The sequence below is a fragment of the Nocardioides soli genome (genome assembly GCF_014191495.1).
Taxonomy (GTDB): domain Bacteria; phylum Actinomycetota; class Actinomycetes; order Propionibacteriales; family Nocardioidaceae; genus Nocardioides; species Nocardioides soli.
The window spans coordinates 321,338-345,927 of sequence record NZ_JACHWR010000003.1; the positions used below are offsets into that span (position 1 = coordinate 321,338).

At 72.1% G+C, this 24,590-nt stretch carries 22 protein-coding genes; 8 read left to right on the top strand and 14 right to left on the bottom strand.

Features of this window, described 5'->3' with window-relative positions:
* Positions 1 to 46: 46 nt before the first annotated feature.
* The 7 genes from FHU40_RS20400 to FHU40_RS20430 all read right to left on the bottom strand — a co-directional run bounded on the left by FHU40_RS20400 (position 47) and on the right by FHU40_RS20430 (position 6,495).
* Complete coding sequence (locus tag FHU40_RS20400) at positions 47 to 985, bottom strand: D-alanine--D-alanine ligase family protein (protein WP_183594192.1); 939 nt, start codon at positions 983 to 985, stop codon at positions 47 to 49.
* Positions 982 to 2,139: an alanine racemase gene (gene alr / locus FHU40_RS20405; RefSeq protein WP_183594193.1), complete on the bottom strand. Its 1,158-nt coding sequence runs from the start codon at positions 2,137 to 2,139 to the stop codon at positions 982 to 984. Before alr ends, FHU40_RS20400 begins: the two co-directional genes overlap by 4 nt.
* Positions 2,136 to 2,759: a M15 family metallopeptidase gene (locus FHU40_RS20410; protein WP_183594194.1), complete on the bottom strand. Its 624-nt coding sequence runs from the start codon at positions 2,757 to 2,759 to the stop codon at positions 2,136 to 2,138. The genes alr and FHU40_RS20410 overlap by 4 nt, the downstream gene beginning before the upstream one ends.
* Positions 2,760 to 2,910: 151 nt before the next feature.
* The gene (locus tag FHU40_RS20415) at positions 2,911 to 3,654 is read right to left on the bottom strand and encodes a sirohydrochlorin chelatase (RefSeq protein ID WP_183594195.1); all 744 of its coding nucleotides are present in this window, start codon (positions 3,652 to 3,654) and stop codon (positions 2,911 to 2,913) included.
* 127 nt (positions 3,655 to 3,781) lie between these two features.
* Complete coding sequence (locus tag FHU40_RS20420; RefSeq protein WP_183594196.1) at positions 3,782 to 4,528, bottom strand: phosphoadenylyl-sulfate reductase; 747 nt, start codon at positions 4,526 to 4,528, stop codon at positions 3,782 to 3,784.
* A complete protein-coding gene (locus tag FHU40_RS20425; protein ID WP_183594197.1) occupies positions 4,525 to 4,719 on the bottom strand; it encodes a hypothetical protein in 195 nt (64 codons plus the stop codon). Before FHU40_RS20425 ends, FHU40_RS20420 begins: the two co-directional genes overlap by 4 nt.
* Positions 4,720 to 4,770: 51 nt before the next feature.
* Complete coding sequence (locus FHU40_RS20430; RefSeq protein WP_183594198.1) at positions 4,771 to 6,495, bottom strand: nitrite/sulfite reductase; 1,725 nt, start codon at positions 6,493 to 6,495, stop codon at positions 4,771 to 4,773.
* A gap of 399 nt (positions 6,496 to 6,894) precedes the next feature.
* Between FHU40_RS20430 and FHU40_RS20435 the strand changes: the two genes are divergently transcribed.
* Together FHU40_RS20435 and FHU40_RS20440 are read left to right on the top strand one after the other, a co-directional pair.
* The gene (locus tag FHU40_RS20435; protein ID WP_183594199.1) at positions 6,895 to 8,343 is read left to right on the top strand and encodes a glycine hydroxymethyltransferase; all 1,449 of its coding nucleotides are present in this window, start codon (positions 6,895 to 6,897) and stop codon (positions 8,341 to 8,343) included.
* 149 nt (positions 8,344 to 8,492) lie between these two features.
* Positions 8,493 to 9,035: a Uma2 family endonuclease gene (locus tag FHU40_RS20440; protein WP_183594200.1), complete on the top strand. Its 543-nt coding sequence runs from the start codon at positions 8,493 to 8,495 to the stop codon at positions 9,033 to 9,035.
* Between the two features lie 170 nt (positions 9,036 to 9,205).
* Here the strand turns inward: FHU40_RS20440 and FHU40_RS20445 are convergent, their stop codons facing one another.
* A complete protein-coding gene (locus tag FHU40_RS20445; protein WP_183594201.1) occupies positions 9,206 to 10,849 on the bottom strand; it encodes an acyl-CoA dehydrogenase family protein in 1,644 nt (547 codons plus the stop codon).
* A 17-nt stretch (positions 10,850 to 10,866) separates the two neighbouring features.
* On the opposite strand from FHU40_RS20445, the gene FHU40_RS20450 reads away from it, so the two are divergent.
* The 3 genes from FHU40_RS20450 to FHU40_RS29705 all read left to right on the top strand — a co-directional run bounded on the left by FHU40_RS20450 (position 10,867) and on the right by FHU40_RS29705 (position 15,086).
* Positions 10,867 to 11,871 carry a YihY/virulence factor BrkB family protein gene (locus FHU40_RS20450; RefSeq protein ID WP_183594202.1) on the top strand — a complete coding sequence of 335 codons (1,005 nt, stop codon included), beginning with the start codon at positions 10,867 to 10,869 and terminating at the stop codon, positions 11,869 to 11,871.
* A 10-nt stretch (positions 11,872 to 11,881) separates the two neighbouring features.
* A complete protein-coding gene (locus FHU40_RS20455) occupies positions 11,882 to 12,982 on the top strand; it encodes a potassium channel family protein (protein WP_183594203.1) in 1,101 nt (366 codons plus the stop codon).
* A gap of 124 nt (positions 12,983 to 13,106) precedes the next feature.
* Positions 13,107 to 15,086: an ATP-binding protein gene (locus FHU40_RS29705; RefSeq protein WP_183594204.1), complete on the top strand. Its 1,980-nt coding sequence runs from the start codon at positions 13,107 to 13,109 to the stop codon at positions 15,084 to 15,086.
* Positions 15,087 to 15,243: 157 nt separating this feature from the next.
* On the opposite strand, the gene FHU40_RS20465 is transcribed toward FHU40_RS29705, so the two are convergent.
* The 4 genes from FHU40_RS20465 to FHU40_RS20480 form a co-directional block, all read right to left on the bottom strand.
* Positions 15,244 to 15,822, bottom strand: a complete 579-nt coding sequence (locus tag FHU40_RS20465; protein WP_183594205.1) for a hypothetical protein — start codon at positions 15,820 to 15,822, stop codon at positions 15,244 to 15,246.
* Complete coding sequence (locus FHU40_RS20470) at positions 15,822 to 18,014, bottom strand: YfaP family protein (protein WP_183594206.1); 2,193 nt, start codon at positions 18,012 to 18,014, stop codon at positions 15,822 to 15,824. Before FHU40_RS20470 ends, FHU40_RS20465 begins: the two co-directional genes overlap by 1 nt.
* Positions 18,015 to 18,172: 158 nt before the next feature.
* The gene (locus FHU40_RS20475) at positions 18,173 to 18,373 is read right to left on the bottom strand and encodes a hypothetical protein (protein ID WP_183594207.1); all 201 of its coding nucleotides are present in this window, start codon (positions 18,371 to 18,373) and stop codon (positions 18,173 to 18,175) included.
* A gap of 61 nt (positions 18,374 to 18,434) precedes the next feature.
* Positions 18,435 to 19,457, bottom strand: a complete 1,023-nt coding sequence (locus FHU40_RS20480) for a LacI family DNA-binding transcriptional regulator (RefSeq protein ID WP_252274550.1) — start codon at positions 19,455 to 19,457, stop codon at positions 18,435 to 18,437.
* A gap of 227 nt (positions 19,458 to 19,684) precedes the next feature.
* Between FHU40_RS20480 and FHU40_RS20485 the strand changes: the two genes are divergently transcribed.
* Genes FHU40_RS20485 through FHU40_RS20495 form a run of 3 tightly spaced genes read left to right on the top strand, consistent with a single transcriptional unit; the run spans position 19,685 to position 23,396 of the window.
* Positions 19,685 to 20,644: an NAD(P)-dependent oxidoreductase gene (locus FHU40_RS20485; RefSeq protein ID WP_183594208.1), complete on the top strand. Its 960-nt coding sequence runs from the start codon at positions 19,685 to 19,687 to the stop codon at positions 20,642 to 20,644.
* Position 20,645: 1 nt separating this feature from the next.
* Complete coding sequence (locus FHU40_RS20490; RefSeq protein WP_183594209.1) at positions 20,646 to 21,899, top strand: M24 family metallopeptidase; 1,254 nt, start codon at positions 20,646 to 20,648, stop codon at positions 21,897 to 21,899.
* Between the two features lie 48 nt (positions 21,900 to 21,947).
* Entirely contained in the window at positions 21,948 to 23,396 is a 1,449-nt protein-coding gene (locus FHU40_RS20495; protein ID WP_183594210.1) for an NAD-dependent succinate-semialdehyde dehydrogenase, read from the top strand.
* Positions 23,397 to 23,408: 12 nt separating this feature from the next.
* Here the strand turns inward: FHU40_RS20495 and FHU40_RS29710 are convergent, their stop codons facing one another.
* Positions 23,409 to 24,053, bottom strand: coding sequence for an FCD domain-containing protein (locus tag FHU40_RS29710; protein ID WP_183594211.1), 645 nt, complete (start codon positions 24,051 to 24,053; stop codon positions 23,409 to 23,411).
* Positions 24,046 to 24,549 carry a VOC family protein gene (locus FHU40_RS20505; protein ID WP_183594212.1) on the bottom strand — a complete coding sequence of 168 codons (504 nt, stop codon included), beginning with the start codon at positions 24,547 to 24,549 and terminating at the stop codon, positions 24,046 to 24,048. The genes FHU40_RS29710 and FHU40_RS20505 overlap by 8 nt, the downstream gene beginning before the upstream one ends.
* Between the last annotated feature and the right edge of the window lie 41 nt (positions 24,550 to 24,590).

Genomic DNA, 24,590 nt, shown 5'->3' on the forward strand with positions numbered 1-24,590 from the left:
CCCTGCCAGGTCGCTGGCCAGGGCGCTGCGTCGGTCGGGACGCCGCTCACCGGTGGGCGCCGCGGACCAGCTCGTCGAGCAGCTCGGGGTAGGAGAGCCCGGCGGCCGCGAACATCCGCGGCACCTGGGAGTGCTCGGTCATCCCCGGCACGGTGTTCACCTCGTTGAGCACCGGCCCGTCCTCGGTCAGGAAGAAGTCGACGCGGGCCACGCCGGAGCACGCCAGGGCGTCGTACGCCGTGAGTGCGGCGTCCTCGAGCGCCTTGGCGTCGACCTCGTCGAGCCGAGCGGGGACCCGGAAGTCGGCGTGGCCGCCGTACTTCGCGTCGTAGTCGAAGAGCCCGTCGGTGACGATCTCGAGCGCCGGCGCGGCGACGAGGGTGCCGTCGGCACAGCGCAGCACCGCGACGTCGATCTCGCGGCCGGTGACGACGTCCTCGACCAGCACCCGGTCGTCGAGGGCGAGAGCGGCCTCGAGCGCCGGTCGCAGCTGTTCGGGCGCGGCGGCGAGGCCGACGCCTTGGCTCGACCCCGCGGCGACCGGCTTCACGACGACCGGATGGGTCCAGCGCAGGTGCGCGGCCGTCGCGGCCGTGACCAGCGTGCCGGGCGCGGTCGCGATGCCGACCGCCGCGGCGACGAGCTTGGTCGCCCACTTGTCCATGGCAAGCGCGCCGGCGCGGACGCCCGAGCCGACGTACGGGAGGCCGGCGAGCTCGCACAGCGCCGCGAGCGCGCCGTCCTCGCCGCGCGGGCCGTGCACGACCGGGAACACCACGTCGCAGCCGCGCAGCACGTGGGCCGCGCCGCTGAGCCCGATCGGCCGCAGGCCGCGGTCGCGCCAGGTGCCGTCGCGGCCGATGGTGAGCGGCACCACGTCGTACGTCGCGGGGTCGAGCGCCGCCGCGACCGAGGCCGCGGAGGCGAGGGAGACGTCGTGCTCGCAGTTCTGCCCGCCGCCGATGACGGCGACCCGCGTCCTCATGCGAGGCTCCGCAGGTGCGGCACCGCGAGGGTGCGCCGCTCGACCCGGGCGCCGATGCCGGTCACGATCTCGTGCTCGATGGTGCCGGACCAGCGGGCCCACTCGGCCACGGTCGGCTCGCCGTGGCCGCCGGGGCCGAAGACCGTCACGGTCTCGCCGAGGTCGACGGCCCGGCCGAGGTCGACGACGAGCTGGTCCATCGAGATCCGGCCGACGACGGGCCGGCGCACCCCGCGGACCAGGACCTCCGCGCGCCCGGAGGCGGTCCGGGGCAGGCCGTCGGCGTACCCGAGCGGCACCAGCCCGAGGTACGTCGCGGTCGCCGTGCGGTGGGCGTGGCCGTACCCGACCGGGGTGCCGCCGCGCACCCGCCGCACCTGCGTCACCGGCGCCGTGAGCGTCATCGGCGGGCACAGGTCGGCGGTGTGCGACGGGTCGATGCCGACCAGGCCGGCGCCGACGCGGCACATCGTGTGGTGGGCCCGAGGGTCGGTCAGGGTGGCGGCCGTCGCGGCGAGGTGGCGCTCCCGCGGGCGCAGGCCGGCGGCGCGCGCGATCTCGATCGCCCACGCGAACCGGGTCCGGCCCCGGGCGTTGCAGTCGTCGCCCGGGTCGTCGGCGCAGCCGAGGTGCCCCATGACGCCGACGACCTCGACCTCGCCGCGCTGCTCGGCCCGGCGGGCCGTGCGGCAGAGCTGGGTCCAGATCGCCGGGTCCGCGCCGTCGCGGGCCATGCCGGCGTCGACGTGCAGGTGGACCCGGTGCCGGCCGGGTGCCTCCGCCACCGCGGCCAGGTGCTGCAGGCCGGGCACGGCCACGTCGACGTCCCACGCGGCTGCCGCCGCCCAGTCGGCGTCCACGGGGTTGAGCCAGCTGAGGATCGGTGCGGCGAGGCCCGCGTCGCGCAGCGGCCAGGCCTCCTCGAGGCTGGTCACGCCGAGGCGGGTGGCGCCGTGGGCGAGCGCGGTGCGTGCCACGTCGAGGGCTCCGTGGCCGAAGCCGTCGGCCTTGACGACCGCCATCAGCTCGCCGGCGGCGCGGTCGGCCAGCAGTCGGGTGTTGCGGGCGACGGCGGCGAGGTCGATCGTCAGTCGGGGGCGCGACCGTGGGGCGATCCGGGGCAGCACGGCGACGCGGCGCTCCGCGGCGGTCATGCCGCCACCGCCGCGGCGAGCGGGCCGTAGCAGGAGTGCTGGGCCCCCGTCGCCAGCGCCCAGTAGCGGTCGCCGAAGCTCCAGTGCCACCACTCGGTCGGGTAGTTCACCAGCCCCTGATCGCCGAGCACCTGCGCCAGCAGATCCCGGTGGGCGCGGGCGTCCGCGCCGATCCCGTCCGCGGCGAACCAGCACCGACCGTCACTCGCCTCGGGCGTCGCGTCAATCGGCGTCCCGAGGTCGAGCTCCTCGCCGCACACGTCGACGAGGGTCAGGTCGACCGCGGCGCCGGCCACGTGCGGCGCCACGTCGACGGGGGAGACGAACCGGCTGGTCAGCCGCTCGAGCTCCCCGGCACCGATCCCCGGGTGCAGCCCACAGAGCTCCGCGGCGTACGACGCGATGATCTCGCGCTGCTGCTCGACCGGGCGGAAGCCCTCCACGACCCGCAGCCGCAGCCCGGCCGGCAGCAGCCGGTCGGCGGCCACCAGCCGCTGCGCCAGCCCGGCGCGCACCAGCGCCCCGGCCGGGGAGAGGTCGCGCGGCAGCAGGACCAGCGGCTCGCCGCACTCGACCACGGGCACGGCCCGGACCCGCGGGTCCGACAGCAGGATCGTCATGCCGACAACGCTAGGAATCCGGGAGTGCCGCCGCCTCCACCTCAGGTGCCGGTCGACTGTCTCCAAGTGCCGAGTTGGCGCCAGATTCCCCCGGCAGGCGGAATCTGGCGCCAACTCGGCTGAAATCTGGCGCCGGCTCGCGGCGGTGGGGTCAGACCGGGACGAGCTCGACCGCGCCGACGGCGTACCGGGCCAGGATGGTGCGGGCCAGCTCCGGGTGGGCGCCCAGCGGCTCGGACACGGCGACCGCGCCGGCCTCGAGGGCGAGCTCGGCGGCCCGGTCCGGCAGGAAGCCGGGCGCGAGGAACAGCGAGGCCACGGCGACGTGGCGGCGTCCCTCGGCGCGGAAGGCGCGCACGGCCTCGCCGGCGGCCGGCGGGGCGGCCGAGGCGAACGCCGCGGTCACCGGCAGCTTGTGCCGCGTGCCCCAGACCCGCGCCAGGCGGGCGACCGCCTGGTTGGCGAGCGGGTCGCTGGAGCCGGCCGCGGCGAGCACCAGCGCGTCGAGCTCGCGCACCCGCGACGCCTTGAGCGCCTCGCGCATCCGGACGTCGAGCACCTCGAGGAACTGCGCCTCGAGGCCGAGGATCGAGGTGGCGTGGAACTTCACGCCCTCGTGCCGGGCGCTGGCCTCGGCGATCGCACCGGGCACGTCGACCTTGGCGTGGTAGGCCTGGGTGAGCAGCAGTGGCACCACCACGATCTCCTCGTGACCGGCCTTCACCAGGCGGTCCACGACCGTCTGGAAGGACGGTCGGGAGAGCTCGAGGAACGCCGGCTCCACCTTGAGGTCCGGGCGCATCGCCTTGACCTCGTCGACGAGTGCCTTGATCGTGGCGGCGGACCGCGGGTCACGGCTTCCGTGAGCCAGGGCCACCAGAGCAGGAGCAGTCATCGCACTGCCTCCTTGTCTGTGCGTGATGATGCAGGGATCTGCCTGTCGAGTGCAGGGACGGCCACGCTGCCGGCCTGCGGAGTGGGGATCCTCGGATCGAGGAGGTCGTTCTGCGACCGTCTCGAAATCATGAGTGGATCCCGCACTCGGTCTTGTTGGTGCCGGCCCAGCGGCCGCTGCGCGGGTCCTCGCCCGGCGCGACGCGGCGCGTGCAGGGCCAGCATCCGATCGAGGGGTAGCCGTCGTACGCGAGCGGGTTCACCAGGACGCCGTTCTCGGCGATGTAGCGGTCCACCTGCTCGTCGCTCCACCGGGCCAGGGGGGAGACCTTGACCTTCTGCTTCTTGGCGTCCCAGCCGATCACCGGCGCGATCACCCGGTTGTGCGTCTCGGCGCGGCGCAGCCCCGTCGCCCAGGCGTCGTACCCGGCGAGGGCGTCGGCCAGCGGCTGTACCTTGCGGAGCTTGCAGCACAGGTCGGGGTCGGTCTTGTACAGGTCCTTGCCGTACGCCGCGTCCTGCTCGGCGACCGACTGCACGGGGGTGATCGTGAGCAGGTTGACCGGCAGCGTCGCCTGGACCGCGTCGCGGGTGCCGATGGTCTCGACGAAGTGGTAGCCCGTGTCGAGGAAGACCACATCGACGCCCGGAGCGACCTTCGAGGTGATGTCGGCGAGCACGGCGTCGGCCATCGAGGAGGTCACGCAGAAGCGCCCGCCGAACGTCGCGACCGCCCACTCGATGATGTGCTCCGCCGGGGCCAGCTCGAGCTCGGCGCCCCAATGGGACACCAGCTCGCGCAGCTCCTCCGGGGTGCGCCCGTCGGTCGTGGTCCCGCGGTTGTTGCGCGCGGTGATCGTGGTCGCGGCCGTCATGACGCGCCCCCGCGAGAGCCGGAGGGGTCGACGAGCCCGAGCATGGTCAGCCGGAAGGCGCGCAGGCAGCCGCGGCACTCCCAGGTGCCGTGCGGTGAGGAGACCTCGCCGGTCTCGGAGACGACCTCGTGCGGGCGCAGGTCCTCCTCCCCGCAGTACGGGCAGTGGAAGGGGACGGCGCGCTCAGTCATGTCGGGGTCCCCGCCGGAACCGAGCGAAGCGAGTGTTCTGGTGGGGTGTTCTCATGGTGCGACCGCCGCCAGTGCCTTCTCGCCGCGCAGCAGCTCCTCGTCGGCCCGGACCACCCACTGCGCGAAGCTCTCCGTGGCGTCCGACCGGTCGGCCAGGTAGTTCGTCACGATCGCGGTGACGTAGTCGTCCAGGCCCGCGCTGGTGACCTTGTGGGCGCGGAGCTTCTTCCCGATCGTGTTGTGCAGTCCGATGCCGCCGCCGAGGTGCACCTGGAAGCCCTCGACCTGCTCGCCTTCGTGCAGGACGAGCTGCCCCTTGAGGCCGATGTCGGCGATCTGGGTGCGGGCGCAGGCGTTGGGGCAGCCGTTCACGTTGACGCTGATCGGCGTGTCCAGGTCCGGGAAGCGCCGCTCCAGCTCATCGACCAGGTCGATGGCGCGCTGCTTGGTGTCGACGATCGCGAGCTTGCAGAACTCGATGCCGGTGCACGCCATCGTCGACCGGCGCCAGGTCGACGGCCGCGCAGAGAAGCCGATCGCGTCGAGGTCGGCCACCAGCGCGTCGACGCGGTCCGGGGCCACGCCGAGCACGACGACCTTCTGGTACGCCGTGAACCGCGCGCCGGCGGCGCCGTACCGCTCCACGAGGTTGCCCAGCTCGGTGAGGGCGGCGCCGTTGATGCGGCCGACCGTCGGGGTGGCGCCGATGTAGAAGTTGCCGTCCTTCTGCTCGTGCACGCCGATGTGGTCGCCGTTGCGGGTGGCGTACTCGGGCGACGGGCTGCTGACCAGCCGCTTGCCGAGGTACTCGTTCTCGAGGACCTCGCGGAACTTCTCGACGCCCCAGTCGGCGACCAGGAACTTCAGGCGCGCCCGCGACCGCAGGCGCCGGTATCCGTAGTCGCGGAAGATGCCGATGACGCCCTCCCAGGCGTCGGCGACCTCGTCGACCGGGATCCACACGCCCATCCGCTGGGCCAGCATCGGGTTGGTGGAGAGGCCACCGCCGACCCACAGGTCGAAGCCCGGGCCGAGCTCGGGGTGCACGGTGCCGACGAAGGAGACGTCGTTGATCTCCGGTGCGCCGTCGAGGCTGGGGTGGCCGGAGATCGAGGTCTTGAACTTGCGCGGCAGGTTCGCGTAGTCGGGGTTGCCGATGTAGCGGCGGCGGATCTCCTCGAGCGCGGGCGTGCCGTCGATCAGCTCGTCCTTCGCGACGCCGGCCACGGGGGAGCCGAGGAAGCCACGAGGGCAGTCGCCGCACGCCTCGAGCGTGTCGAGGCCGACGGCCGCGAGCCGGTCCCAGATCTCGGGCACGTCGACGATGTCGATCCAGTGGTACTGGATGTTCTGCCGGTCGGTGATGTCGGCGGTGTCGCGGGCGAAGTCGGTCGAGATGCCGCCCAGCGTGCGCAGCGCGTCGGCGCTCAGCAGCTTGCCGTCCGAGCGGACCCGCATCATGAAGTAGCGGTCGTCGAGCTGCTCCTCGCCGAGCACCGCGGTCTTGCCGCCGTCGATCCCCGGCCGGCGCTGGGTGTAGAGGCCCATCCACCGGAACCGCCCGCGCAGGTCGGCCGGATCGATCGAGTCGAAGCCGCGCTTGGAGTACGTGTAGAGGATCCGATCGCGGACGTTGAGCGGGTTGTCGTCCTTCTTGGACTGCTCGTTCTTGTTCAGCGGCTCGCTGTAGCCGAGCGCCCACTGGCCCTCGCCGCGCTTGGGGCGGGGGATCTCGGTGTGCTCGGGGCGGCTGGCGGTGTAGCGGAGATCGGTCATCGGGGCGTTCCTTGACGAGGATGGCGAGCGACACTCGAACCGGGCGGGCCACGTCGTCGGGGCTCCGGACGTCCGGTGAGGTCAGCTGCGCGGGGCTGCTGGTGGGCGGCTGGTCAGGAATGCCAACACATCATGCTGCGCGTGCGCCCGAAGTCCACGTGGCGTCGAACCACGAGGTAGGCGTGCGTGGCAGCAGAGATCATGTCCCGGAGTCTCACGGTCCGGACGCTCATCCCACAAGTCGAAATCTCATGTTTCGAGACGGGAGTCCAGAATCTGATACGCACCGGGGTTGCCTCCCGTGGCAGCGGGACCGCGGGTGCGTCCCACGTCACATCGCGCCGGCCACGCTCGCAATCCTTCTCGATCCGGAGGGCCCGACGCATCTAGGCTTCGGCCATGAGTGACGACCGGACCTCCGCCCTGACCAGCAGCGCGTACCAGCAGGCCCTCGAGGTGATCGCCTCGGTCGAGCCGCGGATCGCCGACGCGACCCGGCAGGAGCTCACCGACCAGCGAGGTTCGCTCAAGCTGATCGCGAGCGAGAACTACGCCTCGCCCGCCGTGCTGCTCACCATGGGCACCTGGCTCAGCGACAAGTACGCCGAGGGCACGGTCGGCCACCGGTTCTACGCCGGCTGCCAGAACGTCGACACCGTCGAGGCCCTCGCGGCCGAGCACGCGCGCGAGCTCTTCGGCGCGCCGTACGCCTATGCCCAGCCGCACTCCGGCATCGACGCGAACCTGGTGGCCTTCTGGTCGATCCTGGCCCACCGCGTCGAGACGCCCGCGCTGGCCAAGCTCGGCGCCAAGAACGTCAACGAGCTCACCGAGGAGGACTGGGAGCGGCTGCGCCACGAGCTCGGCAACCAGCGCCTGCTCGGCATGTCGCTCGACGCCGGTGGGCACCTCACCCACGGCTTCCGCCCGAACATCAGCGGCAAGATGTTCCACCAGCAGCAGTACGGCACCGACCCCGAGACCGGGCTGCTCGACTACGACGCCGTCGCCGCGAAGGCGCGCGAGTTCAAGCCGCTCGTGCTGGTGGCCGGCTACTCGGCGTACCCGCGCCGGGTGAACTTCGCCAAGATGCGCGAGATCGCCGACGAGGTCGGCGCGACGCTGATGGTCGACATGGCGCACTTCGCCGGCCTGGTCGCCGGCAAGGTGTTCACCGGCGACGAGGACCCGGTGCCGCACGCCCACATCACCACCACGACCACCCACAAGTCCCTGCGTGGCCCGCGCGGTGGCATGGTGCTGGCGCAGGAGGAGTACGCCGCCGACGTCGACCGCGGCTGCCCGATGGTGCTCGGCGGGCCGCTCTCGCACGTGATGGCCGCGAAGGCGGTCGCGCTGGCCGAGGCGCGTCAGCCGTCGTTCCAGACCTACGCCCAGCAGGTGGCCGACAACGCCAAGTCGCTCGCCGAGGGCTTCCTGACCCGTGACGCCACGCTGGTCACCGGCGGCACCGACAACCACATCGTGCTGCTCGACGTGTCGTCGTTCGGCCTCACCGGCCGCCAGGCCGAGTCGGCGCTGCTCGACGCGGGCGTCGTCACCAACCGCAACTCGGTGCCCCAGGACCCCAACGGGGCCTGGTACACCTCCGGCATCCGCCTCGGCACCCCGGCGCTGACCACGCGTGGCTTCGGTCACGACGAGTTCGACGCCGTCGCCGACCTGATCGTCCAGGTGCTCCAGAACACCCAGCCCGGCACCACCAAGGACGGCAAGCCGTCGAAGGCGTCGTACGCACTCGGCGACGGCGTGGCCGACAAGGTCAAGGGCGCCGCGGCCGACCTGCTCGACAAGCACCCGCTCTACCCAGGTCTGAACCTCTCGTAGCGAGCGAAGCGAGCTACCCCGCGTGGCCTTCGACCTTGCCTGACGGGATTCTCCACAGGCCTCGCTCGCGTCGGGTCCATGCTGGCGACGATGTCGCCAGCATGGACCGGTGCTCTGGACGCGTGTGACACTCGGGTTGGAGGTGAGTCATGTCCCAGTTGTTCCCCCACGCGGGGCCCTGGACGGTGGACGACCTCCCGGAGGAGGGCTGGTACGAGATCGTCGACGGTGCACTCGTCGTGAGCCCGGCACCGTCCCCCCGGCACGAGGTGATCGGCTCCGGGCTGCTCGTCCTGCTGGCTGGCCGTTTCGGGCATGCACGCGTGCTCGCCGGGGGCGGGGTCACGTTCTCGGCCGTGAACTACCGGATCCCCGACACCCTGGTGTTGCGCGAGGGGCTCGACGCGATGACTGCACCGTCGATCGGGCCGGGCGACGCGCTGCTGGTCGTCGAGGTGGTGTCGCCGTCCTCGGTGACCACCGACCACATCACGAAGCGGGCGCAGTACGCACGGGCCGGTATCCCCGGCTACTGGATCGTCGAGACCGACCCTGAGCTGCGGCTGACGGCGATGACGCTGCCTGCCGGCGGAGACGTGTACGCCGAACTCGGGTCCTGGGGCGAGGGCGAACGAGTGGCGGTCGACACCCCGCTCGAGATCGCTTTCGAGCTCGCGACGTTGCGGGGCTGACGACTCAGCCCCAGCTCGCGGCGTTGGTGAGGCGGAAACCTGCGGTCCGGTCGCCTCCACGACGGTCTCGTCGCCGATCGCTCACCGGTCGCCGAGGTCGTCCAAGGGTGAGGTTCTCCCGATGGAGCCATCGGGGCAACCGAAACGTGACGGACTATTCCAGCGGGGCCTCACACCACCGGCGTCGCGCGCTCCACGATCGCCCGCAGGTCGCCGCCGTCGAGGGTGCCGAAGACGCCGTCGTACGCCGTGCCCAGCCGCGATGCGCAGAAGACGTCGGCGACCGCGGCGGGGGCGTAGCGGACCAGCAGCGAGCCCTGCAGGCACAGCGCCATCCGCATCGCCAGCCGTCGGGCGTTGACCTCGAGCGAGGTGGGCTCGCCCAGGAGCGAGCCGATCAGGGCCAGCGTGTCCTCGACGGCGCGGTCGAGCCGGGCGTCGCCGCCGCGGGCCCGGCCGACCTCGGTGATCCAGGCGTCGAGCACCTCGGGCTCGCGACCCAGCGCCCGCAGCACGTCGAGCGCGTTGACGTTGCCGGAGCCCTCCCAGACCGAGTTCAGCGGCGCCTCGCGGTAGAGCAGCGGCAGGCCGGACTCCTCGACGTACCCGTTGCCGCCGAGGCACTCCAGCGCCTCGGCCACCAGGGCGGGCGTGCGCTTGCAGACCCAGAACTTCGACAGCGGCAGCGCGATGCGGCGCAGCGCCGCCTCGTGCGGGTCCTGGAGGCCGTCGACGGCGGCCGCGAGCCGGATCGCCAGCGCGGTCGCGGCCTCGGCCTCGACCGCGAGGTCGGCCAGCACGTTCTGCATCAGCGGCTTCTCGATCAGCAGGCCCCCGAACGCCGACCGGTGTCCGGCATGCCAGGTGGCCTCGTTGACCGCGCGCCGCATCAGCGAGGTCGAGCCGAGCACGCAGTCGAGCCGGGTCGCCGCGACCATCTCGATGATCGTGCGGACCCCGCGGCCCTCGTCGCCGAGCCGCCGGGCGACGGTGCCGTCGAACTCGAGCTCCGACGACGCGTTCGACCGGTTGCCGAGCTTGTCCTTGAGGCGGACGACGTCGAGCCGGTTGCGGCTACCGTCGGGGAGGACCCGGGGCACGACGAAGCAGGTCACGCCACCCGGTGCCTGGGCGAGCACGAGGAAGACGTCGTTCATCGGGGCCGAGGTGAACCATTTGTGGCCGTGCAGGGTGTACTCGCCCTCCACGGAGGTACGCCGCGCCTCGGTGACGTTGGCGCGGACGTCGGAGCCGCCCTGCTTCTCGGTCATGCCCATCCCGGCCAGGGCGCCGAGCTTCTCGGAGGCGAGCCGGACGCCGGGGTCGTAGCGCAGCGACGCCAGCAGTGGCGTCCACTCCTTCGCGATCGCGTCGTCGGCGCGCAGAGCCGGCACGGCGGCGTACGTCATCGAGACGGGGCAGCCGTGGCCGGGCTCGGTGTGCGACCACGCCATGAAGCCCGCCGCCCGGCGCACGTGCGCGTGCGGCTCATCCGACTCCCATGCCGCCGCCGCGAGGCCCTGGGAGACCGCCCGGTCCATCAGCCAGTGCCACGACGGGTGGAACTCCACCTCGTCGATCCGGTGGCCGTAGCGGTCGTACGGCGTGAGCCGCGGGTGGAACTCGTTCGCGAGCATCCCGTGCTCCCGCGCCTCGGCCGTGCCGGCCAGCGCGCCGATCGGGGCCAGGTCGTCGACCACCCCGGCGTCCGCGTGGCGGGTGACGGCCTCGACCAGCGAGGCATCGCCCGTGACGATGTTGTGACCAACCAGCGGCGGCGCCTGGTTCGTGGCTACCCGGATGTCGGAACCCATGTGTCTACGGTAGGTCCATGCCCCCCGCGGAGCGTGCCCAGACGCAGCAGCGCGCGTCCTCGGGCACCCCGGAGCCGTCCGTCGGCGCCGCGGTCGCCGATCGGCTGCGGCGGGCCCGCGCCGTGGTCTGGCGCCTCGTCGTCGCCACGGTGGGGTCGTGTCTGCGCTACCGGGTGACCGGCCTGGCCGCGGAGGCGGCCTTCTTCGCCGTGCTCTCGGTGCCGCCGCTCATCTTCGCGATGGCGGGCGCGATCGGCTTCGTCACCGACCAGTTCAGCCCGGCCCAGGTCGCCGACGTGCGGGCCGCGGTCATCGACCTGTCCGAGCAGGCCCTGACCCAGGGCGCGGTGCACAAGATCATCGAGCCGACGATCGACGACGTGCTCGAGGGCGGCCGCTTCGACGTCATCTCGCTCGGCTTCGTGCTCGCGCTGTGGTCGGGCTCACGGGCCCTGCACGTCTTCGTCGACACCATCACGATCATGCACGGGCTCGGTGGGCACCGCGGGATCGTCCGGGCCCGTGCGCTGTCCTTCGTGCTCTACGTGCTGGCGATGGTGCTGGCCGTCTTCATGGTGCCGCTCGTGGTCGCCGGCCCCGATCTGGTCGAGCACTGGCTGCCCCAGCGCCTCGACTTCCTGATGGCCTTCTACTGGCCGGTCGTCGTGCTGATCAGCATCTGCTTCCTCGCGACGCTCTACCACGTGTCCGTCCCCGTGCGGACCAACTGGAGCTTCAACCTGCCGGGCGCGACGTTCACGCTGTTCTGCTGGATCGTCGGCTCCTACCTGTTGCGCTGGTTCCTCACGGTCACCGCGGCCGACTCGCGCTCGATCTACGGGCCGCTGGCGGCGCCGATCGCGGTGCTGCTGTGGCTCTACCTGGTCTCGATCGCGGTGCTGATCGGCGCGGCCGTCAACGCGGCGTTCGACAGCGTCTTCCCGCAGTCCTCGACCATGCTCGCGAGATCGGAGCTCGTGCAACGGCTGCGTCGCATCGGCTCGCGACCCGACACGGACTAGATTCAGCGCCGTGGCCGACGACTCCAGCGACATCACCCAGGGCCACAGCCTGGGGAAGCTGTCCCTGCCGGCGAGCACCCGCTCGCCGTGGTGGGAGCTCGGTCGACGGCTGCTGATGGCGGTGGCGATCCTCGTCGGCACGGTGTTGATCGTCTACCTCGACCGGCACGCCTACGTCGACGGCAACGACCCGACCGGCGAGGTCGACCTGGTCGACTCGATCTACTACACGACCGTCACGCTGAGCACGACCGGGTACGGCGACATCACCCCGGCGGAGGCACACGCCCGCATGATCAACGCGTTCGTCGTCACCCCGCTCCGCATCGCCTTCCTGGTCCTGCTGATCGGCACCACCCTCGAGGTGCTCGCCTCGCAGGGCCGCGAGATGTTCCGAGCCGCCCGCTGGAGGAAGCGCATGACATCCCACGTGGTCGTCATCGGCTACGGCACCAAGGGCCGTGCCGCGGTCGACACCCTGGTCAACAACGGCCTGGACCGGGAGTCGATCGTCGTGGTCGACCCCGGGGCCGAGGCGCTGCAGGATGCGCACGCCGACGGGCTGGCGGTCGTCACCGGGGACGCCACCCGCCGCGAGGTGCTGCGCCGTGCCGGTGTCAGCGAGGCCGAGCAGGTGATCATCACGACCAACCGCGACGACTCCAACGTCCTCGCCACGCTCACCGTGCGCCAGCTCAACCCCGAGGTGTGGATCGTCGCCGCGGTGCGCGAGCAGGCGAACGTCCCGCTGATGCGCCAGTCCGGCGCCAACTCCGTGATCACCTCGTCGGACGCCGTCGGCCGGCTGCTCGGCCTGTCCTCGCTGTCGCCGACGCTGGGCACGGTCATGGAGGACCTGCTCACCTACGGCGAGGGCCTCGAGGTCGCCGAGCGCGAGCTGATCGTCTCCGAGGTGGGCAAGCAGCCGCAGACGCTGCCCGACCAGGTGATCGCCGTGGTCCGCGACGAGAAGGTCTACCGGTACTTCGACCCGGTCGTCACCCAGCTGGCCCGGGGCGACCGTCTCGTCGTCGTACGCCCGGCGCGGGAGCTGCCGTGGGCGCCGCGCCCGGGCACCCACAACGAGGACTTCGCGACCGACGACGCCTGAGGCTGCCCCCGTCCAATTCCCGAGATTCCCGCGACGACGGCTCGCTCCGGCTAGCCTTCTGAGCGTGGGTGGGGGCCCTGGGGTCGGCGCAACGCCGAACGTCCGAACGAGGCCGCGTGCATACGTGGGCCTCGCTGCAGCTGTCGGCTTCGCCCTGCTCTTCACGTGCTCGGCGCTGATCACGCACCGGATCGAGCTCTTCGGGTCGGGGTTCAACGGGCTGTGGCCGGCGGGCGGACTCCCGATCGTCTGGCTGATGGTCCGCGGCGCCACCGTGGTGTCGATCGACAGCGTCCTGCTGCTCGCGGCCGCCTTCGCCGCCAACCTGGTCGCCGGCGGCGAGACCGAGCTGGCGGCGGCCTTCGCGGTGGCGAACTTCGCGCAGTCCTGGGCCGCGGTCATGCTCCTGCGGCGCTGGTGCGGCGACCTGTGGGGGTGCGGCGGGGACCGCCCGATCGCCCGACCGCGCGACGTCGCCCGGCTGGGCGCCGCGCTGGGCGTCGCGACGCTCATCGGTACGACGCTGGCCACCGCCGCGGTCGTCCTCCTGCCCGGCGTGAACGGCAGCTTCGACCCCGTCGCGAGCGGGCTCTGGACCGGCCGCAACTTCGCGAGCGCGCTGGTCGTGGTCGCCCTCGCCATCCTGATCGGCTACCGGGTCACCAGCCCGCCCCCGCGGCCGTCGCTGCGCGGAGCGGACGGGGGGCAGCTCGAGCTCCTGGTCGCCGTGCTCTTCACGATCACGACGTACGGGCTGGCCTTCAGCCTGGTCGAGCTGCCGCTGGCCTTCCCGCTGCTCGCGGCCAGCGTGTGGTTCGGCGCCCGCTTCTCGACGCTGCTGAGCGCCGCGCACTCCTGCGTCGTGGGCCTGGTGACGGGCCTGCTGACGCTCAACGACATCGGCCCGTTCGCGAACGTCGCCGACACCGACCTCGGTTTCATGATCGCCCAGTTCTACGTCGCCACGATCGCCCTCACCGGTCTGGCGATCGCCACCGGTCGCGACGAGCGCCAGGCGCTCGCCACCGACCTGCGTCAGGCGCAGGAGGAGGCGGGATACGAGGTGAGCATGCGCGCGGCCGTGATCGGCTCCATGATCGAGGGGGTCCTGGTCGTCGACGAGGCCGGCGACCTGCTGGTGCACAACCCGGCCGCCGCCCGGATCCTGGGCCTGGGCGACGAGCTCGACACCGAGTCCCAGTTCGCGCTGAGCAGCTGGACCCTCGACGGTCAGGAGCTGGCCGAGGACGAGCGCCCGACCTCCCGTGCGCTGCGCGGCGAGACCGTCGAGTCCGAGCTGGTCCTGGTCCGGGTCGCGGACGTCGGCGAGCGGGTGCTGACGATCTCGGCGATCCCGCTGCCCCGCGACGAGGTGCAGCACCGGGCGCGTGCACTGCTGCTGCTGCGCGACACGACGACCGAGCACGCCCACCGCGAGGAGCTCGCGGCGTTCGCGGGCGTGGTCGCGCACGACCTGCGCAACCCGCTGGCCGCCATCGACGGATGGACCGAGATGATCGCCGACGAGCTGGACGCCGGTGAGCTGGACACCCAGCTCGCTCGCGAGTTCGTCTCCCGCGTGCGGTCCTCGTCGCGGCGGATGCGAGAGCTGATCCGTGACCTCCTGGCCCATGCGACCAGCAGCTCTCGCGACCTGGACGTCAGCCGGGTCGAGGTGACCGCGCTGGCGACCGAGGTCGCCGCCGCCCGGCACGCGAGCGGCCAGGTGAGCGCCGAGCCGGTGCCGCCGGTGCTCGCGGACCCGGTCCTGGTCCGACAGGTGCTCGACAACCTGATCGGCAACGCGATCAAGTACGTCGCGCCGGGCGAGGAGCCCAAGATCGTCGTCCAGGGCTGTCGCAGCGATGCCCGCCTGGTCACCGTCGAGGTGGTCGACCACGGCATCGGCATTCCGGAGCAGGACCGGGAGAAGGTCTTCGACGAGTTCCACCGGGCGCACTACCGCGAGTACGAAGGCAGCGGCCTCGGGCTCTCGATCGTGCGGCGGATCGTGATCCGCCACGGCGGAACGATCCAGGCGGTGCCCAACCCGGCCGGCCAGGGCTCGGTGTTCCGGTTCACCCTCCCGGCGTACGAGGCCTGACGCTCCGGGCGCCTCGCCCGCGCGGAGTTTCATCCCTACGGGTGAGCCGGTGCGCGCCGCCGGGCAGCATGCTGATCGCGCTCCGGTGGCCGCACCGGTCCTCCCGTCTCGGGGGAGGGGACCGGGTGCGGCCGCCGGTGTCCAGGCCAGCAGCTCCTCAGGCGGCGGTCGGTGGCGAGCGGAAGTTGCCGGTCCACATCCGGCCGCTCCACAGCTCCCACCGGTCGGCGCGGTGTGGTGAGGGGTAGCTGCCCGGAGGCAGCACGGTGAGGTCCGGTGTCGCGACCGGGAGCCCGGACCGGCGGTCGCAGACCCAGGTCCCCGAGCAGTCCCACCGCACCCGGATCGCCCCGTTGCGCCACGGCCGCAGCGAGGCCATCCAGAAGGTGCCCTCGTCGAGCACCAGCGTCGTGTAGCCCGCGCCGAGCTCGGCCACGAACCGGTCGCCGACCCTGCCGAGCAGCCACCACAGCGTGACGAGGAACCCGCTCCCACCGGCGGTGATGGCCAGCCACGCCGCGGCGGCGGTCACGCCCGCCTTGCCGGCGACGACACCCAGGATGACGAAGGCGGCGAAACCACCGATGGTGACGACGGTCCAGCGCGCCATCAGGGTGCCCGCGGGGGTCCCCGGCAGCGGCTCCGGCGGCCGGGTGGCGACGCGCGGCAGCAGGCCACGCGACCGCGCCTCGGCGTACCCCGGAACCTGCGGGGGGCCGGGCGCGGTCCGCGCCATCAGCGGGTGACGACGTAGGCGTCCGAGGTGTCGCTGCCCCTCTGGTCGAGCACCACGATGCCGTTGACCCTGACGATCAGGTGCCAGCTGAGGTCCGGGTCGTCGCAGGAGCTCCAGTTGACGACCTGGATCGTGTAGTCGCCGCTGGGCGCCTGGCCCGCCGGCCAGTAGACGTTCTCGGTCGGGCGCACCAGCACCGTCTCGCAGCCCGCGTTGGCGTCGAGGTCGAGCGCGCCGCCGGACTCCGACGTCTCGTGCCCGTAGTAGATCTCCTCGCCCGAGGGGTCGGTGACGTGCAGGTCGAGGTCCGCGGCGCTGTTCCAGGTCAGCGTGGCCTGAACGTCACCGGTGCCGGCGATGGGCTCCTTCTCGCAGTCGGTGGGGAAGTACCACGGGTCGTGCCAGTTGTGCGTGTAGTTGAGGGCGTCGGGGTGCCAGCTGGCGGACCAGGTGAACTTGCCCGCCCACGCCTTGGCCTCCAGGCCCGCCCCGACCTCCAGGCGGGACTGGAAGCTCACGCATCCCGCGGGGTTGGTGGGGGAGGCCGCGCCGATGACCTTCAGCTCGCTGACGAGCGGGTTGAAGTAGCCGTTCACGCCGGCGACGACCCCCGCAAGGTCGGTCCCGACGCCCGGGCCGATGGTCAGGGAGCCGCCGAGCTTGACCGTCACGGCACCGCTGGGGCCGATCATCGTGGGCGCCGTGACCCGCCCGTCGTTGATCGGGCCGCTGGCGAAGGCGGGGCCGAGACCGATCTGTCCCTTGGCCCAGAAGCCGTTGGTGATCGTCGCCTGGACGTCGTGCAGCTTGACCGCGCCGGAGACGCTGACCTCGACGGTGGGCTCCAGCACCATGGTGATCGGCACCGGGTAGGCCGACAGCTGCTTGACCACCTTCGTCAGCGGCAGCGCGCAGGCGACCGAGAACTCGGTCTCGAGATCCATCTGGACTCCGGTCTCCAGTGCGACGCTGAAGTCGAACGTGGCCGCGTAGGGGATGCCCCACTTGTCCTTGATCCCCGAGTTCCAGTGCCCCTTCGGCCGCAGGATCGGCCGCAGTGCCGACAGCTGGTGGGAGAGTGAGGTCTGGAGGCACGACTCCCGGCGTTGCAGCCGCTGGCGCTGACCGTCCTTGCCGCTGGGCTGCTGGGCGAGGGCGGCGTTGTACGACGCGACCCGCGCTCGCGCGCCGGCGGGATCCGTGACGGCGGAGAGCTCGATCGGCTCCTCGGTGATCGCGCGCTGGAGGTCGAGGCTGGCGAAGACGTCCGCGAGCCCGCCGGGGGACAGGGCGACGCTGCGCCCGTCGGCCGAGACGGAGGCGACGGTGCCGAGGAATCCGCCGGGCAGGGCCGCCGACGGGGGCAGCACGAAGCCGGCGCCGACCGGCGGCGTCGGCCGGCCGGGTGCCAGCCGGACACTCGCCACGCCACCCGACACCGTGACGGTGTCTCGGTCGCTGCCGAGCACCGCCGCGGGTGCCAGGGAGTACGACGGCGTCGACCCGTCGGCCGTGGGCACGCCGACGGTGACGGCGTCACGGACCCAGCCCCCGTGCTTCCGCTTGACGAACAGCGCGTAGCTGTAGGTCGCGCCCGGGGTCAGGTGATCGGTCGCCCGGTTCTTGCGAACGCCGACCCGCTTGCCGGCGTGCCTGCTCCGTGGGGCCACGCTGCCCGCGGCGCGACGCAGCACCACCTTCGCCTTGCCGGACGCACGCCAGGTCAGCCCGACCGACTCGGCGGAGAGGGAGGTCGTCGTGAGCCCGAGCGAGCGGACCTTGCGGAGCTTGATCCGCAGCGGTCCGGTCCGGCCGTGGGCCGAGACCCTGATCCTCGAGCGGTGCGGCGCCGCGGCGTACGTGACGCCCTTGAGCACGACGTCGTCGACCCTGATCCGGTATCGGCCCGGCGCCAGCCTGGTCCGGACCTTCGCGGAGGTGCCCGCCGCGGTCTTGCGTACGACGGTCCTGGTCTTGCCGACCAGCCGCACGCTGGCCGGGACTCCGCGCGGAGTCGTGAGGACGACGGTGACCTTCGCGCGGCGCGGCTTGGCCGCCTGCTCCGCGCTCGCCGAGCCCGAGGCCGCCGAGCCCGAGGCCGCCGAGCCCGAGGATGCTGGAGCGGCGCTGGCTTCCCCTGCCCCGCCGAGCGGACCGGCGGCGAGCGCCAGCGTCGTGGCGGCGACCACCAAGGAACGAGTGAGACGAGACACGTGAATTCCCCCGTTGTGCGTCGTCCACGGCTGTGGACCCGCCGCATGCTAGCGACGGCAGGGGCGGCTCCGGGCGGTTTCTCCAGACCGGGTGCCCCACCTCGGCCGGTGCGGTCGCGGCGGGCGCGGGCGGGTCGTCAGGCGGCTTCGGTCGAGAGGCCCGGCAGCAGGTGCCCGCGGGTGTCGCAGCCGTGCTCGCAGGCGCCGTGCGTGGGCATCCAGACCGCGGCCTCGTCGGGCCGCGCCGGGTCGGCAAGGCCCTCGTAGGTCACCACCATCGACCGCCGCCCGCACGCGGGGCACCGGGTGACCTCGCAACTGAGGAACTGGGCGTCCATGACGGGGGGATACCCGTCCGGGCCACCCGCGACACCTCCCGCCCGGTATCGGTCCGGTCGGTCAGCGCCCGCCGGGCGGCGCCGTGGAGCCCCGCTCGACCAGCGACGTGGGCAGCAGCACCGACCGGGCCGAGCGGTCGGTGCCGTGGAGCGCCTCGAGGAGCAGGCGGGCCGCGTCGGTCCCGATCTGGGTGTTCGGCACCGAGACCGTGGTGAGAGGCGGGCGCAGCTTGTCCAGGAACGGCATGTCGTTGAATCCCACGATGCTCAGCTCGTCGGGACAGTCGATCCGGCGCTCGGCGCACACGTCGTAGCAGCCGAGGGCGATCAGGTCGTTGCCGGCGACCACCGCGGTGACGCCCTCGGTGCCGTCGAGCAGTTGGCGCAGGCCGGCGGCGCCGGCGCCCTCGGTCCACTGCGTGCAGGTGACCATCAGCTCGGGTCCGTGGTCCAGCCCGAGCTCGCGCACCGCTCCGCCGAACGCGCGTGCCCGGGCGACGCCGGTGGAGGTGGTGGCCGGGCCGGCCACGTGGGCGATCCGCCGATGGCCGAGCTGCGCGAGATGCCGGACGGCGAGCTCGATGCCCGCCGCGTCGTCGGGCCCGACGTACGGCGCCTCGATCCCTTCGGCGCGCCGGTTCACCATCACCATCGGAATGTCGCTGCGCTGCAGCTCCTCAAGCAGGGGATGGTGGACCAGTGCGGTGGCGATGACCAGGCCTTCGACCTGGCGCGATCGGAGCGACTCGACGAGCGTCCGCTCCCGTTCCGGGTCGCCGTCGGTGTTGACGATCAGCGCGGTGTAGCCGGCCTCCTCGAGAGCGTCCTCGACACCGCGGACGATCGGCGGGAAGAGTGGGTTGGTGAGGTCGGGGATGACCAGCCCGATGGTGGCCGACTTCGCGGTCTTCAGCCCGCGCGCGATCGGGTTGGGGCGGTAGCCGAGCTGCTCGGCGACCCGCAGCACGCGGCGGGCCGTCTCCGCGTTGACCAGCGCCCTGGTGTTGGCGTTCAGTGCACGGGAGGCGGTGGCCGGGTGCACGCCGGCGGCGTCGGCCACGTCTCGCAGGGTCGGATTCGGCACAGCACGGATCCTAGGGCCCACCGGTGTGGGTGCGTCGCGGCCGCCGGCCGGCGCCGGGTGCGTCGCGGGTATCCGCCGGGTCGCGCTCCATGCCAGCAATAGTAGCCTATGCTGCATTCGATTGCAGCCGGCAGGGACTCGGGAGTACGGGGCTTGACAACCGACTTGAGAAGCACCACGCTGCAAGCGTTTGCAGTCCGACTCGACCACCACGGAGGCAGGTACACATGAGCACCCCCGATCTTCCCAGCGAGCTCACGGTCGGCTGGATCGGTACGGGACGGATGGGCGCGGCGATGGCCGGACGGCTGGCCCGGGCGGGCTACGACGTGACGGCCTGGAACCGGACCCGAGCGAAGGCCGAGCCGTTGACGGAGCTCGGCGCGCAGGTCGCCGACACCATCGCCGACCTGCGCGGCCGCGACGTCGTCTTCACGATGGTCTCCGCGCCCGCCGACCTCGAGCAGGTCCTGGTCGGTGAGGGCGGGCTGCTCGTCGGCGACGGCGAGGTGCCCGGGGTGGTGGTCGACTGCTCCACGGTGTCGACCGAGTCCTCGGCGGCGATGCGCGCCGCCTGCGCCGAGCGCGGCGTCGCGTTCCTGGCGGCGCCGGTCAGCGGCAACGGCAAGGTCGTCCGGGCGGGGATGCTCAGCATCGTCGTCTCCGGTCCCGAGGAGACCTACCAGCGGGTCCAGCCCCTGCTGGACTGTCTGGGCCTGGGGTCGACGTACGTCGGCGACGGCGACGTCTCCCGGCTGGTGAAGATCGCGCACAACCTGATGCTGGGTGTGGTCACCCAGTGCATGGCCGAGATCACTGTGCTGTGCGAGAAGGGCGGCGTTCCCCGGCACGCGTTCCTGGAGTTCCTCAACAACTCGGTGATGGGATCGACCTTCACCCGCTACAAGACCCCGGCGTTCGTGAACCTCGACTACACCCCGACGTTCACCCCGGTGCTGCTGCGCAAGGACTTCGACCTGGGGGCCGCCGCGGCCCACGAGCTCGACGTGCCGATGCCGATCTGCGCCGCCACCGCCGCCGCGGTGCAGACCAGCGTCAGCCAGGACCGCAACACCGAGGACTTCGCGATCCTGCTGGACGTCCAGGCCGCCAACTCCGGGATCACGCTGGTCTCCGAGGACGTCGAGGTGGACGACGGACTGTCGGCCGCCGACCGGGTGGGCTGATATGGCAGTCCAGCTCGGGGGCCGCCCACTGCCGGCCCCCGGTCACGGTGGTGTCGACTACGAGGAGCGCGTCGACTTCCAGCGCCTGCGGGCCTACCGGCTCTCGCGGGCACGGGCGGCGCTGGAGAGCAGCGAGTGCGGCGCGTTCCTGCTGTTCGACTTCTACAACATCCGCTACACCACACAGACGTGGATCGGCGGCGCCCTCGGCGACAAGATGATCCGGTACGCGCTGCTGACCCGTGGTCAGGAGCCGATGCTGTGGGACTTCGGCTCCGCCGTGAAGCACCACCAGCTGCACTCGCCGTGGCTGCCGACCGAGCACAACCGGCCCGGGTTCCTGGGCTTCCGCGGCGCGGTGGCACCCACCGTGGGTCTGATGACTCAGGCGGTCGCGGAGATCAAGTCGCTCCTGGTGGAGGCGGGCGTCGCGGGCCTCCCGGTCGGCGTGGACATCGTCGAGCCGCCGTTCCTGTTCGAGATGCAGCGACAGGGCCTGACGGTCGTCGACTGCCAGCAGCTGATGCTCGACGCCCGGGTGATCAAGAGCGCCGACGAGATCATGCTGCTCAGCCAGGCGGCCGCCATGGTCGACGGCGTCTACCAGGACATCTACGAGGCGCTGAAGCCCGGCGTGCGGGAGAACGAGATCGTCGCGCTGGCCAACAAGCGGCTCTACGAGATGGGCTCGGACCAGGTGGAGGCGGTCAACGCGATCTCGGGGGAGCGGTGCAACCCGCACCCGCACAACTTCACCGACCGGGTGATCCGCCCCGGTGACCAGGCGTTCTTCGACATCATCCACTCCTTCAACGGCTACCGGACCTGCTACTACCGGACCTTCGCCGTGGGCCGGTCCACGCCTGCCCAGCGCGACGCCTACCAGCAGGCGCGGGAGTGGATGGACCGGGGCATCGACGGGATCAAGGCCGGGGTGGGCACCGACCAGGTGGCCGCACTGCTGCCCAAGGCGGAGGACTTCGGCTTCCCCGACGAGCTGTCCGCGTTCGGGCTGCAGTTCGCGCACGGGCTCGGCCTCGGCCTCCACGAGCGGCCGATCATCTCGCGGCTGAACTCGATGAAGGAGCCGCTCGAGCTGCAGGTCGGCATGGTCTTCGCCCTGGAGACCTACTGCCCGGCCTCCGACGGCTTCTCGGCGGCGCGGATCGAGGAGGAGATCGTGGTGACCGAGGACGGTCCCCAGGTGCTCACCCTGTTCCCGGCCGACGAGCTCGTCGTCGCCAACCGCTACTGACCCCCCACCACCGCAGCCAGAACCACGCGAACGGACTCGAGAGCCGCCATGCCACTAGACATCCCCGACCTCCCCCTCGACCTGTGGATCGACGGCAAGCCCACCCCGGCTTCCGACGACCGGCGCTTCGACGTCGCCGACCCCGCCACCGGAGCGGTGCTCGCCGCCGTCTCCGACGGCTCGGTCGAGGACGGTCTCGCCGCCGTCGCCGCCGCGGAGGCGGCCGCGGCGGCCTGGGCGGCGACCGCACCGCGGGAGCGGGCGGAGGTGTTGCGCCGTGCCTTCCTGCTGATGCAGGAGCGGAGCGAGGAGCTGGCCAGGCTGATCTCGCTCGAGAACGGCAAGGCGCTCGTCGACGCCCGGGGCGAGGTGGCGTACGCCGCGGAGTTCTTCCGGTGGTACGGCGAGGAGGCCGTGCGGATTCTCGGCACGGTGGCCACGGCGCCGTCGGGCCAGAACCGGATCCTGGTCGTCCATCAGCCGGTCGGCGTCGCGGTGCTGGTCACGCCGTGGAACTTCCCGGCGGCGATGGCGACCCGGAAGATCGGCCCGGCGCTCGCGGCGGGCTGCACGGTCGTCCTCAAGCCGGCCAGCGACACCCCGCTCACCGCCCTGCTGGTCGCCAGGATCCTCGCCGATGCGGGGGTCCCGCCCGGGGTCGTGAACGTGCTCCCGGCCCGCCGGTCCGGCGCGGTCGTGTCGGCGATGCTGCACCACCCGTCGGTGCGCAAGCTGTCGTTCACCGGCAGCACCGAGGTCGGCCGGATTCTGCTGCGCGAGGCCGCCGACCAGGTCGTGAACTGCTCGATGGAGCTGGGTGGCAACGCGCCGTTCCTGGTCTTCGAGGACGCCGACCTCGACGCCGCGGTCGCGGGCGCGATGGTGGCGAAGATGCGGAACGCCGGTGAGGCCTGCACGGCCGCCAACCGGCTCTACGTCCATGCCGACGTGGCCGGGGAGTTCTCGCGCCGGCTCGCGGAGCGGATGTCGGAGCTCAGGGTCGGGCCCGGTACCGCCGCGGAGACCGACGTCGGGCCGCTGGTCAACGCCGACGCCGTCGACAAGGTCGACGAGCTGGTGCGGTCGGCGGTCGCCGAAGGAGCTCGGGTGGTCGTCGGCGGCGACCGACCCGATCGGGTCGGCAGCTACTTCAACCCGACCGTGCTGAACGACGTCCCGCCGTCCGCGGCGATCCTGCGCGAGGAGATCTTCGGGCCGGTCGCGCCGATCGTGACCTTCACCGGGGAGGCGGAGGCGATCCGGTTGGCGAACGACACCGAGTACGGCCTGGTGTCCTACGTCTACACCAACGACCTGGCGCGCGGCCTGCGGGTCAGCGAGGCGCTGGACTCGGGCATGGTCGGGCTCAACCGGGGCCTGGTCTCCGACCCGGCGGCCCCCTTCGGCGGCACCAAGCAGTCCGGCATCGGGCGCGAGGGCGGGCACGAGGGAATGCTGGACTACCTGGAGTCCAAGTACATCGCGGTCAGCTGGTAGCCGGCACCCGACCTAGGCGTCGAACAGGTCGGGGTACCGGGCCAGCTCGATCCGGGTGCGCCGGATGTGCCCCTCCAGGGTGCGCTCGGCGTCGACCGAGTCGCCGCGCGCGATCGCGTCGAGGAGCAGTCGGTGCTCGGCATTCACCACCCACATCCGGCTCCGGCCGCCGCGGGCGACGTACGCCCGGCGATAGGGCTGGGTGGAGTTCCACAGGCGCTGCACCATCGACGTCAGCGGATCGAGCCGGCAGCCGCGGTAGGAGTGCAGGTGGAACTCCCGGTCGAGCTCGAGGAACCGCTCGAGGTCGTCGTTCTCCTCGATCTCCTGCTGGATCTCCTCGAGCCGGGCGGTGTCGGTGTCGTCGAGTCGGGGGATGCTCTCGGCCAGCGCGAGCGGCTCGAGCCGCTCGCGCATGCGGTAGACGCCGTCGACCTCGTGGGCGGTGAGCCGGGGCACCCGGGCGCCCTTGTGGGGCTCGTGCTCGGTGAGCCCCTCGGCCTCGAGCATGCGCAGGGCCTCGCGCACGGGCAGCCGGCTGGCGCCGAACCGTGAGGCGATCTCCTCCTGCCGGATCCGGTCGCCGGGCTTGAGCTCTCCGCTCAGGATCGCGGTGCGCAGATAGTCGGCGACCCGCGTGCTGCTCGCCTCAGTCACGACGCGACTCCTCCTGTTCTCGGTCCCACTTCTTCCCGGCGGGATAGGAGACCAGCTCGAACTGCATGCCCCAGGGTGCCAGGAAGTAGATCCACCGGTTGCCCTCGGCCGGGCCGCGACTCGCTGTCGGCCCGGCGAACACCTCGACACCGGCGCGCACCAGGTGGTCGATCGCGGCGTCGAGGTCCTCGACGTACAGGGCGACGTGGTGACCGCCGACGTCGCTGTTGCGAGGGATCGCGTCACGCTGGTCGGGCGTGGCATAGGCGAACACCTCGAAGACCGCCTGCTCGCCGCAGCGGTACCACCGGTTCACCATCTCCGCGCGTGGATGCACGGCGAGGTGCGTGGTCATCCAGTCGCCGTCGTCGCGGAACGGGCCGAGTGTGTACAGGTACTCGCAGCCGAGGACGTCCACCAGGAAGTCGTGGGCCTGGTCGAGGTCGGGGACGGTGAAGCCGACGTGGTCGAGTCGGCGGAGGCCGGGAAGTCCCATCATTCGCTCCTTGGATCCAATATGGAGGTTTCACTGAGATT